Raw genomic sequence first — 12,457 nt, forward strand, 5'->3', positions numbered from 1 at the left:
GAGATTTGATTCCGGGCTGATGGCCTCATCGCTGGCAAGTCGGAGCGCCGCACCGCAGCTCCCACAGTGTCCTGCGGTGCCTGTGGGAGCTGCGGTGCGGCGGTCCGACTTGCCAGCGATGAGGCCATCAGCAACAGCGGAAATCTACAGCTACGATATCAGTCGTAGATGACTTTCTTCTTCCAGTTCTCTTCTTCGTCGGTCTTCAAGCCCTCGGTGAGGGCGTTGGTGTCGTCGGCGGTCGGTTCGATGGTATCCAGGACCATGGAATTGGCCCGGTTCAGCATCTTTTCCATGTATTCCAGCTGCTCCCGGTATTGCGCGGGCTCCGGTTGCTTGCGCAGGTACTGCACGCCGCGCTCGAAGGCCAGGCGGGCATGCCCGGGCTGGTTCTGCTGCAGTGCGGCCTGGCCGAGGTTATTGAAGAACTCGATATGCAGCACCACCAGGATGTGGCGGATTTCCTTGACCCAGTACTTGGCTTCGTTGGTAGCCAGGAAGCCTTCCTGGCAGGCGCGCACTACCTGGCTGTGCAGCGCCTCCAGCAGGAAGCGGATGTCCTTGGCCTTGGCTTCGGTCTGGATCGGCGAAGGCGGGTTGGTTACCGGGAGCGATTCGCCCTGGGCGATCAGGGTATCCAGTTCGCCGATACGCGTGCGAATGGCGTCGTTGTTCTTGTCCAGGGCCAACTGGCGCTGGTTGAGGTTGAGTTCGAGGCGGGTCAGCAGCAGCTTGAGGGCTGGGGTCATCAGCTGGCCGGGAAAGGTTTCGGTGATCTCGCCCACGCGCCGCAAGCGGTCGGCCAGCTCGACCTTGAGTCGCGCGCGTTCCAGCTTGTTGTTCTCGACCACATTGTTGAGATAGCCGATCACGATCAGTAAGGCGATACCCGCCACTATAAGCAGGGTAATCATTAGTGGTGTCACCGTTCACGCCTCGTCAGTCAGGTATACCGATTGAGTGTAGTGGCTTCCCATTTGCCCGGATAGAGCAGTTTGGCAGAAGCCGGCCGGGGATTGATGGCAATTTGCCGTGAGTCACAGTTGGACAACTCATTCCCTGCTTTTTCTTTGTCGGCAGCGTCGGACAATTCAACAGGGCGCGGGCCTTGCGGAGGTCTGAAAACTGCCCGAAGTCATTGATTTAAATAAATTTCTAATTTGGGGTTGACGACCCTGAAAAGCCCCCCTAGAATGCGCGCCACTTGCAGCGTAAAGCAGACAGCGAAACGCGGCAGGGAGTGAAAAGTTGTAGCGTGTCCCCTTCGTCTAGTGGCCTAGGACACCGCCCTTTCACGGCGGTAACAGGGGTTCGAGTCCCCTAGGGGACGCCAATGCGGGAATAGCTCAGTTGGTAGAGCACGACCTTGCCAAGGTCGGGGTCGCGAGTTCGAGTCTCGTTTCCCGCTCCAATTTACAAAGGTTTCGCCTTCATGGCGGGGCTTGTAAAAAATCCAGTTTTGAAGCCCATGCTTTCGATGCTGGTCACTGAATCAAGCGACTGCTCGTTTCAGGAAGAGTCCCCTTCGTCTAGTGGCCTAGGACACCGCCCTTTCACGGCGGTAACAGGGGTTCGAGTCCCCTAGGGGACGCCAATATGCGGGAATAGCTCAGTTGGTAGAGCACGACCTTGCCAAGGTCGGGGTCGCGAGTTCGAGTCTCGTTTCCCGCTCCAAATATGGCGCTACTGGATCTTCGGGTCGGGTAGCCAGAAAAAAAGGACCTTCGGGTCCTTTTTTCGTTTTTGTCGGAAAAATCCCAGGCATGACGCGGACCTTGTGGGAGCGGGTTTACCCGCGATTACGGTGGCGAATTCACCGGCGTAATCGCGGGTAAACCCGCTCCCACAAGGTCCGCGTCATGCTTTCGCTCAGTGCTTGCTGTCCTGCTCGGACATGCTCAGCAACTGCTTTTCCTGGTTCCAGTCGAACGGCTCGTCGTTCTGCTCCGCAGCGTAACGGCGTTCTTCCAGCTCCTGGTACAGGTCCAGTTCTTCATCCGGCATGAAGTGCAGGCAATCACCACCGAAGAACCACAACAGGTCCCGCGGTACCAGGTGGGCGATCTGTGGATAACGCTGGATGACCTGGCACATCAGGTCCTGGCCCAGGTACTGGCTTTCCAGCGGGTCCTGCGGCAGTTGTTCCAGCAGTTCGTCGAAGCGTTCGAGGAACAGGGCGTGGCTCTCTTCCGGTACCTGCTCGGCTTCGCCCAGGGCGGCGAGGATGCTGCGCAGGTGTTTGAGCAGGACAAGGTGGTAGTCCAGGTGTGCATTGGCCATGCGGGCGATCCTCCAAAGCAAAAACGGGCGCGGGAGTATAAGGCCCCCCGCGCCCGATGTCCCGGTCGGATGACGATCAGCGCACCTTGCCGGTGCTCGGTAGCAGTTCCTCCTTGGTGAAGGCATCGACATCGATGACCTTGCGCCGCGCCGCTTCGGCCTCACGCAGTTTTTCCGCTTGTGCCGTGTCCAGCGCACCGCTGCGCAGCGCCGCGTCGATCAGCGACTCGCCGGCATCGACTGTGAATTCTCTGTTTTTCAGGGCATGGCGCAGGTTCTTGTGGGCGTCGGCACTGTCGCCCAGCAACTGGCTGGCGTGCTGCAGCGCGCCTACCGGATCTTCTGGATCGGTCGGGCGGTAGCAGCCGTCGAGCAGCGCTTCCAGCGCGGGGTCCCCGGCACTGCGACCAATCAGTTCGGCGATTTCCGCGTCCAGTTCGTCGCTTGGCCCTGTATGCCGGCGGCCAAACGGGAACACCACCAGGCGCAACGCGCAGCCGAGCAGGCGGTTGGGGAAGTTGCCGAGCAGCCGGTCCAGCGCCTGTTCCGCCTGGCCGAGGCTTTCTTCCATAGCCCAGCGCAGCAGGGGCTGCAGGTGCGAAGGGGAATTCAGGTCGTGGTAGCGCTTGAGCGCTGCCGAACCCAGGTACAGGTAGCTGAGAACATCACCCAGGCGCGCCGACAGGCGCTCCCGGCGTTTAAGTTCGCCACCGAGCAGCATCATGCACAGGTCGGCAAGCAGGGCAAAGGCTGCGGCCTGTCGGTTCAACGCGCGGAAGTAGCCCTGGCTCAGCGGGTCGCCGGGGACTTTCTCGAAATGCCCGAGGCCCAGCCCCAGCACCAGGGTGCTGGCCGCATTGCCGACGGCGAAACCGATATGCTGCATCAGCAACCGGTCGAATTCATGCAGCGCCTGGTCACGGTCCTCGCGCCCGGCGAGGGCCATCTCCTTGAGTACGAACGGATGGCAGCGGATCGCGCCCTGGCCGAAGATCATCAGGTTGCGCGAAAGAATGTTGGCGCCCTCCACGGTAATGAAGATCGGCGCCCCCTGCCAGTTGCGGCCCAGGTAGTTGTTCGGGCCCATGATGATGCCCTTGCCGCCGTGGATATCCATGGCGTGCTGGATGCACTCGCGGCCGCGCTCGGTGAGGTGGTACTTGAGGATGGCCGACAGCACCGAGGGCTTTTCGCCCAGGTCCACTGCCTTGGCGGTGAGCAGGCGGGCGCTGTCCATCAGCCAGGCGTTGCCGCCGATGCGCGCCAGGGATTCCTGGATGCCTTCGAAGGCCGCCAGGGGCACGTTGAACTGTTCGCGGATCCGGGTGTACTGGCCACTGACCAGGCTGGTGAACTTGGCCGCGCCGGTACCCACGGCCGGCAGCGAGATCGACCGGCCTACCGACAGGCAGTTCATCAGCATCATCCAGCCCTTGCCGAGCATGGCCTGGCCGCCGATGAGAAAGTCCAGCGGGATGAACACGTCCTTGCCTTCGTTGGGGCCGTTCATGAACGCCGCGCCGAGGGGCAGATGGCGCTTGCCGATCTCGACGCCGGGCGTGTCGGTGGGGATCAGCGCCAGGCTGATGCCCGGTTCGTCTTCATCGCCCAGCAGGTGCTCGGGGTCGTACGCCTTGAAGGCCAGGCCGAGCAGGGTTGCGACAGGTCCGAGGGTGATGTAGCGCTTTTCCCAGTTCAGGCGCAGGCCGATGACTTCTTCGCCTTTCCACTGGCCTTTGCAGATGATCCCGGTGTCCGGCATCGCACCGGCATCAGAGCCGGCGAGTGGGCCGGTCAGGGCGAAACAGGGAATTTCTTCGCCACGGGCCAGGCGCGGCAGGTAGTGGTTGCGCTGCTCATCAGTACCGTAATGCAGCAGCAATTCTGCCGGGCCGAGCGAGTTGGGAACCATCACGGTCGAGGCCAGGTCACCGCTGCGGGTTGCCAGCTTCATCGCCACCTGGGAATGGGCGTAGGCGGAAAAACCTTTGCCGCCGTACTCCTTGGGAATGATCAGGGCGAAGAATCCGTGGGTCTTGATGTGCTCCCAGGCCTGTGCTGGCAGGTCCATGTCCTGACCGATCTGCCAATCGCTGACCATGGCGCAGAGTTCTTCCGTGGGGCCATCGATGAAGGCCTGTTCTTCCGCGGTGAGTTCAGGCTTCGAGTAGCCCAGCAGGGTGTCCCAGTTCGGTCGGCCGCTGAACAGTTCCCCGTCCCACCACACGGTGCCGGCGTCTATGGCTTCGCGCTCGGTGACCGACATCGGCGGAAGGGTGCGCTGGAACCAGGCGAACAGCGGCGCGGTGAGCAGCTTGCGGCGCAGGTCTGGAAGCAACAGGGGCGCGGCGATGGCGGCGACCACCAGCAACAGCACGAAGATCAGCCAGCCCGGTGCCTGAGAAAAGATGCCCATGGCAACCACATAGGCCGCCACCAGTGCCAGGGCGGGCAGGGCGGGGGTACGGCGATGCGCGAGCCAGGCGGCCCCGAGTACGAGCACAAGCAACCACAACAGCAACATAGTCTTTCCTCCTGGAAACCTTTCACGTGTCAGGACATCCGTCAGAGCGTAGTCGGTCTCTGCGCAACGGCCTCGTCTGAACAGTGACAGGTCCTTTCCAAAGGAGTTCGGCAGCGGTTGCCTGGGCAGCGCGCTGGGGTAGACTGGGCCTCCCTCGCAGGTAACAGGATGTAAAAATGCTCAAGATCTGGGGTCGGAAAAATTCCAGCAACGTGCGCAAGGTGCTGTGGTGCGCGCAGGAGCTGGGGTTGCAGTACGAGGCGGTGGATGCCGGTGGAGCGTTCGGCGTGGTCAACGAGCCGCACTACCGCGCACTCAATCCCAATGGCGTGGTGCCAACGATAGAAGACGACGGGCTGGTGCTCTGGGAGTCCAACACCATCGTGCGCTACCTGGGTGCCAGGTACGCTCCCGGTACCTCCTGGTATCCCGAGGATCCGGTGGTGCGGGCCAAGGCGGAGAAATGGATGGACTGGACCACCTCGTCCCTGGCCACGCCGTTCCGCCCCCTGTTCTGGGGCATCCTGCGCACGCCACCGGACCAGCAGGACTGGGTGGCGATCAACGCGGCGCAAAAGGCCTGTGCACAATTGCTGTCGATCGCCGACGAGGCCCTGGCCTCTCAGCCGTTCCTGTCCGGCCAGGAAGCGGGCATGGGCGACATCCCCTTGGGCTGCTTCGTCTACGCCTGGTTCGAGATGCCCATCGAGCGTCCGCAGATGCGTCATCTGCGCGCCTGGTACGACCGTCTGCGTGAGCGTCCGGCCTACCAGGCGGCGGTGATGACCGCGTTGACCTGATCGTTTCGCTCGATGTGATAGTTAATATCGATAGAGTTGACTGTACTTGTGCGGCCAAGGTGAGCACCATGGCCGCATTTATCCTGGCCGGTATGCCGGCACAGGCAGATTTCCCGAACAATTCCAAAGGTACGCGGACCCGCCATGAGTTCAGCCCTGTCCATTCGGCAGCTAACCAAGACCTACGGCAACGGCTTCCAGGCCCTCAAGGGCATCGACCTGGATGTCGCCGAGGGCGACTTCTTTGCCTTGCTGGGCCCCAACGGTGCCGGCAAATCCACCACCATCGGCATTCTTTCGACCCTGGTGAACAAGACCAGCGGCAGCGTCAGTGTCTTCGGACATGATCTCGATCGCCAGCCTGCCGCGCTCAAGCGCAGCATCGGCGTTGTGCCCCAGGAGTTCAACTTCAACCAGTTCGAAAAGACCTTCGACATCGTCGTGACCCAGGCGGGTTATTACGGCATTCCGGCGAAGGTCGCCAAGGAGCGCGCCGAGCAGTACCTGACCCAACTGGGCCTGTGGGAAAAGCGCGACGTGCCTTCCCGCTCGCTGTCAGGCGGCATGAAGCGCCGCCTGATGATCGCCCGGGCGCTGATCCATCAGCCGCGCCTGCTGATCCTCGACGAGCCCACGGCCGGTGTCGACATCGAGCTGCGCCGGTCGATGTGGAGCTTCCTTACCGAACTGAACCAGCAGGGCATTACCATCATCCTCACTACCCATTACCTGGAGGAGGCCGAGCAGCTGTGCCGCAACATCGGCATCATCGACCACGGCACCATCGTCGAGAACACCAGCATGCGCCAGTTGCTGGGCAAGCTGCATGTCGAAACCTTCGTCCTCGACCTGCGCCATGACCTGGCCCAGGCACCGCAACTGGCCGGCTACCCGTGTCGCCTTATCAATGCCCATACCCTGGAAGTCCAGGTGGACAAGGATGCAGGCATTACCGCGCTGTTCACCCAGCTGGCCCTGCAGAACATCGAAGTGACCAGCCTGCGCAACAAGACCAACCGTCTCGAGGAGCTGTTCGTGTCCCTGGTTGAAAAGAATCTGTCCAAGGTGGCGATATGAGTTCGGAACTGCGCGCCAACCTGGTCGCCCTCAACACCATCGTCTACCGCGAAGTACGCCGTTTCACCCGGATCTGGCCGCAGACCCTGCTGCCGCCGGCGATCACCATGGTCCTGTACTTCGTGATCTTCGGTAACCTGATCGGCCGCCAGATCGGCGACATGGGCGGCTTCAGCTACATGGAGTACATCGTGCCGGGCCTGATCATGATGTCGGTGATCACCAACTCCTACGGCAACGTGGTTTCCAGCTTCTTCGGCAGCAAGTTCCAGCGCTCGATCGAGGAACTGATGGTCTCGCCGGTGTCGCCGCACACCATCCTGATCGGCTACACCCTGGGCGGTGTCCTGCGCGGTCTGGCGGTCGGGGTGATCGTGACGCTGCTGTCGCTGTTCTTCACCCATCTGCAGGTGCATCACCTGGGTATCACCGTGCTGGTGGTGCTGCTCACCGCGACCATCTTCTCGCTGCTCGGCTTCATCAATGCGGTGTTCGCGCGCAATTTCGACGATATCTCGATCATCCCGACCTTCGTCCTGACGCCGCTGACCTACCTGGGCGGGGTGTTCTACTCGATCAACCTGCTGCCGCCGTTCTGGCAGACCGTGTCGCTGGCCAACCCGGTGCTGCACATGGTCAATTCTTTCCGCTACGGCATCCTCGGCGTGTCCGATATCCGCATCGGCGTTGCCATCACCTTCATGTTGATCGCCACTGCCGTGCTGTATTTCGGCTGCGTCCGGCTACTGGTCAGTGGGCGCGGAATGCGCAGCTGATCTTGCCTTGCGCCGGCGCCACTGCCTGCCCACCCACCAGCGCCAATAGAGCATGGTCAGGCAGTAGGCGAGGGCGCCGAGCAGCAGCCCGCAGACCACCGAGCCGAGCAGGAAGGGTTGCCACAGGGTCGACAACTGCTCGGTGATCCAGTCGAAGGTGATTTCCTCGGGCAGGGTGCGCGGGGGGATGCCCATGAGCCAGGCGCCCATCTGGTAGGTGCAGTAGAACACCGGGGGCATGGTGATGGGATTGGTCAGCCAGACCAGGCTGACGGCGATGGGCATGTTGCCGCGCACCAGGATCGCCAGGCTGGCCGCCAGCAGCATCTGCATCGGGATCGGAATGAACGCGGCGAACAGGCCTACCGCCATGGCCCGGGCCACCGAATGGCGGTTCAGGTGCCAGAGGTTGGCGTCATGCAGCAGCCGACCGAGAAAACGTAAGGATTTATGTTCCCGGATGCTCGTCGGATCGGGCATGTAGCGTTTGAAAAGTCGACGCGGCATGTGGGGTCTCGGCGTTCGGAAGGGGCAAGTATGCACGTATTACAAACTGTGCCCATTCAGACTTTGTGACAATTAATAAGTGAGCCCCGCTTCGCCTTGGGCTAAGCCTGCGAGGTCATGGTTTTATCCGGGGTTCAACCGATGCGCACAGGGATGTTGGCGCTCTCGCTCGGGCTTTTGTGTCCGATCTTTCTGACCGCGTTGCCGTCCGTCGGAGCGCTTTCGGTCCTCGCCGTGCTGTGCCTGGTTTGCCTGTGGCGGCGCTTGTTCCCTCTGGCGTTTTTCCTCTTCGGGGTGTGCTGGTCCAGCCTCTGCGCACAAAGCGCGCTGGATGATCGCCTGGCGCATCAGCTCGATGGCCGGACCTTGTGGATCGAGGGGCGGGTGGTCGGTTTGCCGGAGCAGGGTGGACAGCGGGTGCGCTTCGAGTTGCAGGACGCGCAATCACGCCGTGCCGAATTGCCGCGCCGCCTGCGCCTGACCTGGCAGGACGGCCCGGCGCTCAACAGCGGCGAGCGCTGGCGCCTGGCGGTCAATCTGAAACGGCCGCAAGGCCTGCTCAATCCTCATGCCGCGGATGCCGAGGCGATGCTGCTGGCCCGCGGCATCGGCGGGCTGGGCTCGGTCAAGGATGGTGTGCGCACGGCGCCGGCCAGTGGTGCCTGGCGCGATGGTATTCGCCAGCGTTTGCTGGCGACACCGGCAAATGGCCGGGAGGCGGCGCTGGCGGCCCTGGTGCTGGGCGATGGCGCCGGCCTGGCGCGGGAAGACTGGAACGTCCTGCAAGCTACCGGCACCGTGCACCTGCTGGTGATTTCCGGCCAGCATATCGGCTTGCTGGCCGGGTTGGTCTATGCCCTGGTGGTCGGCCTGTTCCGCCTCGGCTGGTGGCCGCAGCGCCAGCCCTGGTTGCCCTGGGCCTGCGGGCTGGCGTTCGCCGCTGCGTTGGGCTACGGCGTGCTGGCCGGGTTCCAGGTCCCGGTGCAGCGTGCCTGCATCATGCTGGCGGTCGTGCTGCTCTGGCGTTTGCGCTTTCGCCATCTCGGGGTCGCCTGGCCGTTGCTGATCGCGCTGAACGGCGTGCTGCTGTTCGAGCCGCTGGCAGCGCTGTTGCCGGGCTTCTGGCTATCGTTCGGGGCCGTTGCGGTACTGGTCATGGTGCTCGGCGGTCGATTGGGACGCTGGCCGATCTGGACGGCCTGGGGGCGGGTGCAATGGTTCATCGCCATCGGTCTGCTGCCGCTGCTGCTGGCGCTGGGTTTGCCGGTCAGTCTCAGCGCGCCGCTGGCCAACCTGGTGGCGGTGCCCTGGCTGAGCATCCTGGTGCTGCCGCTGGCCCTGGCGGGAACCTTGCTGTTGCCGCTGCCCTTGGTCGGCGAAGGGCTGCTCTGGCTGGCGGGCGGTTTGCTCGGATGGTTGTTCGACCTGCTCGGCTGGATGGCGGCCTGGCGTCCGGCCTGGATTCCACCGGCATTGCCGCTGTGGAGCTGGCTGCTGGTCTGCCTGGGCGCGTTTCTGTTGTTGCTGCCGGCAGGGTTGCCGATGCGCCAGCTGGGTTGGCCCCTGTTGCTGCTGGCCGGCTTCACCCCGCGAGCTGCCGTTCCGCCGGGGCAGGTGGATGTCTGGCAACTGGATGTCGGCCAGGGGCAGGCGTTCGTTCTGCGCACCCGGGACCACGCCTTGCTCTACGACGCCGGTCCCGCGCGAGGCGATGTGGATCTTGGCGAGCGGGTGGTGGTGCCGACCCTGCTCAAGCTTGGCATTCGCCGGCTGGACCTGATGTTGATCAGCCATGCCCACGCCGACCATGCCGGTGGTGCCCTCGCAGTGCAGCGTGGCTTGCCGGTGGGTCGGGTGGTGGTCGGTGAGCCGGATCCGTCCTGGCCGGCCGATGCCTGTGCCAGTGGCGAGGCCTGGGTGTGGAACGAGGTGCGCTTCTCACTCTGGCAATGGCAGGGCGCGGATGACAGCAACCAGCACTCCTGCGTCCTGAAGGTGGAGGCCTCCGGTGAAACCCTGCTGTTGGCCGGCGATATCGACCGCTTCGCCGAGCAGGCCTGGCTGCAAGACTTCCAGGCCGGGCCGGTGGATTGGCTGCAGGCGCCGCATCATGGCAGCCGGACCTCGTCCAGTGCCGCTTTCTTGGATGTGCTGCGGCCTCGCGGGGTGTTGGTTTCCCGTGGTCGGCACAATGGCTTCGGCCATCCGTCGCCGCTGGTAACGGCCCGCTACGCCGCGCGGCATATCGCTGTCTACGACAGCGCCGTGCTCGGTGCGGTGCATCTGCGCCTGGGCAGCTTCGGCAGCGCGCGTGGCGAGCGCGAGCGGGGCAAATTCTGGCGCGATCCGACATGACAGCCTTCGGCAGCCATGGCCCCCTATGGTAGAGTGCAGAACTTTTTCCGAGGGGGTCCTTACAGTGTGGGAATTGGTCAAGTCCGGTGGTTGGATGATGCTGCCGATCATTCTGAGTTCCATCGCCGCCATGGCTATCGTTGCCGAACGCCTGTGGACCCTGCGTGCCGCCCGCGTGACCCCGCCGCACCTGCTTGGGCAGGTCTGGCGCTGGATCAAGGACAAGCAACTGAGCACCGAGAAGCTCAAGGAGCTGCGGGCCGATTCGCCGCTGGGCGAGATCCTCGCCGCCGGCCTGGCCAATTCCCGTCATGGTCGCGAAATCATGAAGGAATGCATCGAGGAAGCCGCCGCCCGGGTCATCCATGAGCTGGAGCGCTATATCAACGCCCTCGGCACCATCGCCGCCATGGCACCGTTGCTCGGCCTGCTCGGCACCGTGCTGGGGATGATCGACATCTTCAGCTCGTTCATGGGCTCGGGCATGACGGCCAACGCAGCCGTGCTCGCCGGCGGCATTTCCAAGGCGCTGATCACCACCGCCGCAGGCCTGATGGTCGGCATCCCGGCGGTGTTCTTCCACCGATTCCTGCAGCGCCGCATCGATGAGCTGGTGGTGGGGATGGAGCAGGAGGCGATCAAGCTGGTCGAAGTGCTGCAGGGCGACCGCGATGTCGACCTGGCCGGGGGCAAAGCGTGAAATTCCGGCGCAAGCAACGCGAGAACGTGGATATCAACCTGGCGTCGTTGATCGACGTGGTGTTCATCCTCTTGCTGTTCTTCGTGGTCACCACCACCTTCACCCGCGAGACGCAATTGCGCGTCGAACTGCCGGAAGCCTCCAGCGGCGCGCCGATGCCGGAATCCGAGCAGAAACTGGTGGAAATCACCATCAGCGCCGAAGGTGTCTATTCGGTGAACAATCACCTGCTGCCCAAGAGCGACCTGGCGACCCTGACCGAGGCCCTGCAGAAGGAGTCTGGCGGTGATACCAAGCTGCCGCTGGCGATCAGCGCCGATGGCAAGACTCCGCACCAGGCGGTGGTGACGGCAATGGACGCGGCCGGCAAGCTCGGCTTCAGCCATTTGCGCATGACCACGGTCGAGGCCGCACCGGGGACGCCCTGATGGCTTTCTCGGATCGCCTGCTGGAGGCCTGGTACAAGGGCCACCCGCTGCTCGCCCTGCTGTCTCCTCTCGAAGCCCTCTACCGCAGGATCGTGCGCGGCAGGCGCCAGCGCTTCCTGGCAGGCGAGGGCCGCATCTACCGCGCGCCGGTGCCGGTGCTGGTGGTGGGCAACATTACCGTGGGCGGCACCGGCAAGACGCCGCTGATCCTGTTTCTCGTCGAGCATTTTCGTCAGCGCGGGCTGAAGGTCGGCGTGGTCAGCCGTGGCTATGGCGCCAGACCGCCGCAATTGCCCTGGCGGGTGCGCGCCGACCAGCCAGCCGCCCACGCCGGCGACGAACCCCTGCTGATCGTGCAGCGCAGCGGTGTGCCGCTGATGATCGACCCCGACCGCTCCCAGGCCGTGCGCGCCTTGCTCGAGGCCGAGCCGCTGGACCTGATCCTGTGTGACGACGGTCTGCAACATTACCGCCTGGCCCGCGATCTGGAGCTGGTGCTGATCGACGCCGCCCGCGGTCTCGGCAATCGCCGCTGCCTGCCCGCCGGTCCGCTGCGCGAACCGGTGGAGCGCCTGGGCGAGGTCGATGCCCTGCTGTACAACGGTGCGCTGGCCGATCGCGACGACGGTTACGCCTTTACCTTGCAACCCACGGCGCTGGTCAACCTGCGCAGTGGCGAGCGCCGGCCGCTGGATCATTTTCCCGCTGGGCAGGCGCTGCATGCGGTGGCCGGTATCGGCAATCCGCAGCGCTTCTTCGATACCTTGCGCACGCTGGGCTGGGCTCCCGTCGAGCATCCTTTCGCCGATCATGCCGTGTTCAGCAGCGAAGCCCTGGCGTTCGTGCCATCGCTGCCGCTGGTGATGACCGAGAAGGATGCCGTGAAATGTCGCAGTTTCGCCGGGGATGACTGGTGGTATCTTGCCGTCGATGCGCAGCCGTCGCCGGCCTTCGTGAGCTGGCTCGACGAGCGACTGGCGCGACTGCTGCCGGATAGCCGGCAACCCTGA

11 protein-coding genes and 4 tRNA genes are annotated in these 12,457 nt (G+C 63.7%); 11 read left to right on the plus strand and 4 right to left on the minus strand.

Going from position 1 to position 12,457, the window contains the following annotated elements; genetic code table 11:
- Positions 1-158: 158 nt before the first annotated feature.
- A complete protein-coding gene (locus ACKLLE_RS07615) occupies positions 159-926 on the minus strand; it encodes a hypothetical protein (protein ID WP_037059958.1) in 768 nt (255 codons plus the stop codon).
- 331 nt (positions 927-1,257) lie between these two features.
- Here ACKLLE_RS07615 and ACKLLE_RS07620 point away from each other — a divergent pair.
- The 4 genes from ACKLLE_RS07620 to ACKLLE_RS07635 all read left to right on the plus strand — a co-directional run bounded on the left by ACKLLE_RS07620 (position 1,258) and on the right by ACKLLE_RS07635 (position 1,674).
- A tRNA-Glu gene (locus ACKLLE_RS07620) sits at positions 1,258-1,333 on the plus strand.
- Between the two features lie 2 nt (positions 1,334-1,335).
- Positions 1,336-1,411 (plus strand) — tRNA-Gly (locus ACKLLE_RS07625).
- Positions 1,412-1,518: 107 nt separating this feature from the next.
- Positions 1,519-1,594: transfer RNA gene (locus tag ACKLLE_RS07630), tRNA-Glu, on the plus strand.
- 4 nt (positions 1,595-1,598) lie between these two features.
- Positions 1,599-1,674 (plus strand) — tRNA-Gly (locus tag ACKLLE_RS07635).
- 195 nt (positions 1,675-1,869) lie between these two features.
- Here the strand turns inward: ACKLLE_RS07635 and ACKLLE_RS07640 are convergent.
- The gene (locus ACKLLE_RS07640) at positions 1,870-2,280 is read right to left on the minus strand and encodes a PA2817 family protein (protein ID WP_009398349.1); all 411 of its coding nucleotides are present in this window, start codon (positions 2,278-2,280) and stop codon (positions 1,870-1,872) included.
- Between the two features lie 76 nt (positions 2,281-2,356).
- Positions 2,357-4,804: an acyl-CoA dehydrogenase gene (locus ACKLLE_RS07645; protein WP_420057493.1), complete on the minus strand. Its 2,448-nt coding sequence runs from the start codon at positions 4,802-4,804 to the stop codon at positions 2,357-2,359.
- Positions 4,805-4,980: 176 nt separating this feature from the next.
- Here ACKLLE_RS07645 and ACKLLE_RS07650 point away from each other — a divergent pair, with 176 nt between their 5' ends.
- From ACKLLE_RS07650 to ACKLLE_RS07660, 3 genes are all read left to right on the plus strand, one after another.
- Entirely contained in the window at positions 4,981-5,604 is a 624-nt protein-coding gene (locus ACKLLE_RS07650) for a glutathione S-transferase family protein (RefSeq protein WP_064304888.1), read from the plus strand.
- 144 nt (positions 5,605-5,748) lie between these two features.
- A complete protein-coding gene (locus tag ACKLLE_RS07655) occupies positions 5,749-6,681 on the plus strand; it encodes an ABC transporter ATP-binding protein (RefSeq protein ID WP_009394829.1) in 933 nt (310 codons plus the stop codon).
- A complete protein-coding gene (locus ACKLLE_RS07660; protein WP_279900109.1) occupies positions 6,678-7,457 on the plus strand; it encodes an ABC transporter permease in 780 nt (259 codons plus the stop codon). Before ACKLLE_RS07655 ends, ACKLLE_RS07660 begins: the two co-directional genes overlap by 4 nt.
- On the opposite strand, the gene ACKLLE_RS07665 is transcribed toward ACKLLE_RS07660, so the two are convergent.
- Complete coding sequence (locus tag ACKLLE_RS07665) at positions 7,425-7,964, minus strand: DUF2062 domain-containing protein (protein WP_037062198.1); 540 nt, start codon at positions 7,962-7,964, stop codon at positions 7,425-7,427. The two genes, ACKLLE_RS07660 and ACKLLE_RS07665, sit on opposite strands and share 33 nt — an antisense overlap.
- 141 nt (positions 7,965-8,105) lie before the next feature.
- On the opposite strand from ACKLLE_RS07665, the gene ACKLLE_RS07670 reads away from it, so the two are divergent.
- The 4 genes from ACKLLE_RS07670 (at position 8,106) to lpxK (ending at position 12,457) form a co-directional block, all read left to right on the plus strand.
- On the plus strand, positions 8,106-10,319 hold the full coding sequence (locus tag ACKLLE_RS07670; RefSeq protein ID WP_420057495.1) for a DNA internalization-related competence protein ComEC/Rec2: 2,214 nt from the start codon (positions 8,106-8,108) through the stop codon (positions 10,317-10,319).
- Between the two features lie 64 nt (positions 10,320-10,383).
- Entirely contained in the window at positions 10,384-11,019 is a 636-nt protein-coding gene (locus ACKLLE_RS07675; protein WP_009406890.1) for a MotA/TolQ/ExbB proton channel family protein, read from the plus strand.
- Positions 11,016-11,447 carry an ExbD/TolR family protein gene (locus ACKLLE_RS07680; protein ID WP_009406888.1) on the plus strand — a complete coding sequence of 144 codons (432 nt, stop codon included), beginning with the start codon at positions 11,016-11,018 and terminating at the stop codon, positions 11,445-11,447. Before ACKLLE_RS07675 ends, ACKLLE_RS07680 begins: the two co-directional genes overlap by 4 nt.
- On the plus strand, positions 11,447-12,457 hold the full coding sequence (gene lpxK, locus ACKLLE_RS07685; protein WP_420057496.1) for a tetraacyldisaccharide 4'-kinase: 1,011 nt from the start codon (positions 11,447-11,449) through the stop codon (positions 12,455-12,457). Before ACKLLE_RS07680 ends, lpxK begins: the two co-directional genes overlap by 1 nt.

Source organism: Pseudomonas bharatica, assembly GCF_048586865.1.
Taxonomy (GTDB): domain Bacteria; phylum Pseudomonadota; class Gammaproteobacteria; order Pseudomonadales; family Pseudomonadaceae; genus Aquipseudomonas; species Aquipseudomonas bharatica.

What these genes read in the sequence shown, in the direction of transcription:
- ACKLLE_RS07660 (WP_279900109.1), top strand. Translation starts at nt 6,678, where the DNA reads ATGAGTTCGGAACTGCGCGCCAACCTGGTCGCCCTCAACACCATCGTC.
- ACKLLE_RS07640 (WP_009398349.1), bottom strand. Translation starts at nt 2,280, where the DNA reads ATGGCCAATGCACACCTGGACTACCACCTTGTCCTGCTCAAACACCTG.
- ACKLLE_RS07650 (WP_064304888.1), top strand. Translation starts at nt 4,981, where the DNA reads ATGCTCAAGATCTGGGGTCGGAAAAATTCCAGCAACGTGCGCAAGGTG.
- lpxK (WP_420057496.1), top strand. Translation starts at nt 11,447, where the DNA reads ATGGCTTTCTCGGATCGCCTGCTGGAGGCCTGGTACAAGGGCCACCCG.
- ACKLLE_RS07670 (WP_420057495.1), top strand. Translation starts at nt 8,106, where the DNA reads ATGCGCACAGGGATGTTGGCGCTCTCGCTCGGGCTTTTGTGTCCGATC.
- ACKLLE_RS07645 (WP_420057493.1), bottom strand. Translation starts at nt 4,804, where the DNA reads ATGTTGCTGTTGTGGTTGCTTGTGCTCGTACTCGGGGCCGCCTGGCTC.
- ACKLLE_RS07655 (WP_009394829.1), top strand. Translation starts at nt 5,749, where the DNA reads ATGAGTTCAGCCCTGTCCATTCGGCAGCTAACCAAGACCTACGGCAAC.
- ACKLLE_RS07665 (WP_037062198.1), bottom strand. Translation starts at nt 7,964, where the DNA reads ATGCCGCGTCGACTTTTCAAACGCTACATGCCCGATCCGACGAGCATC.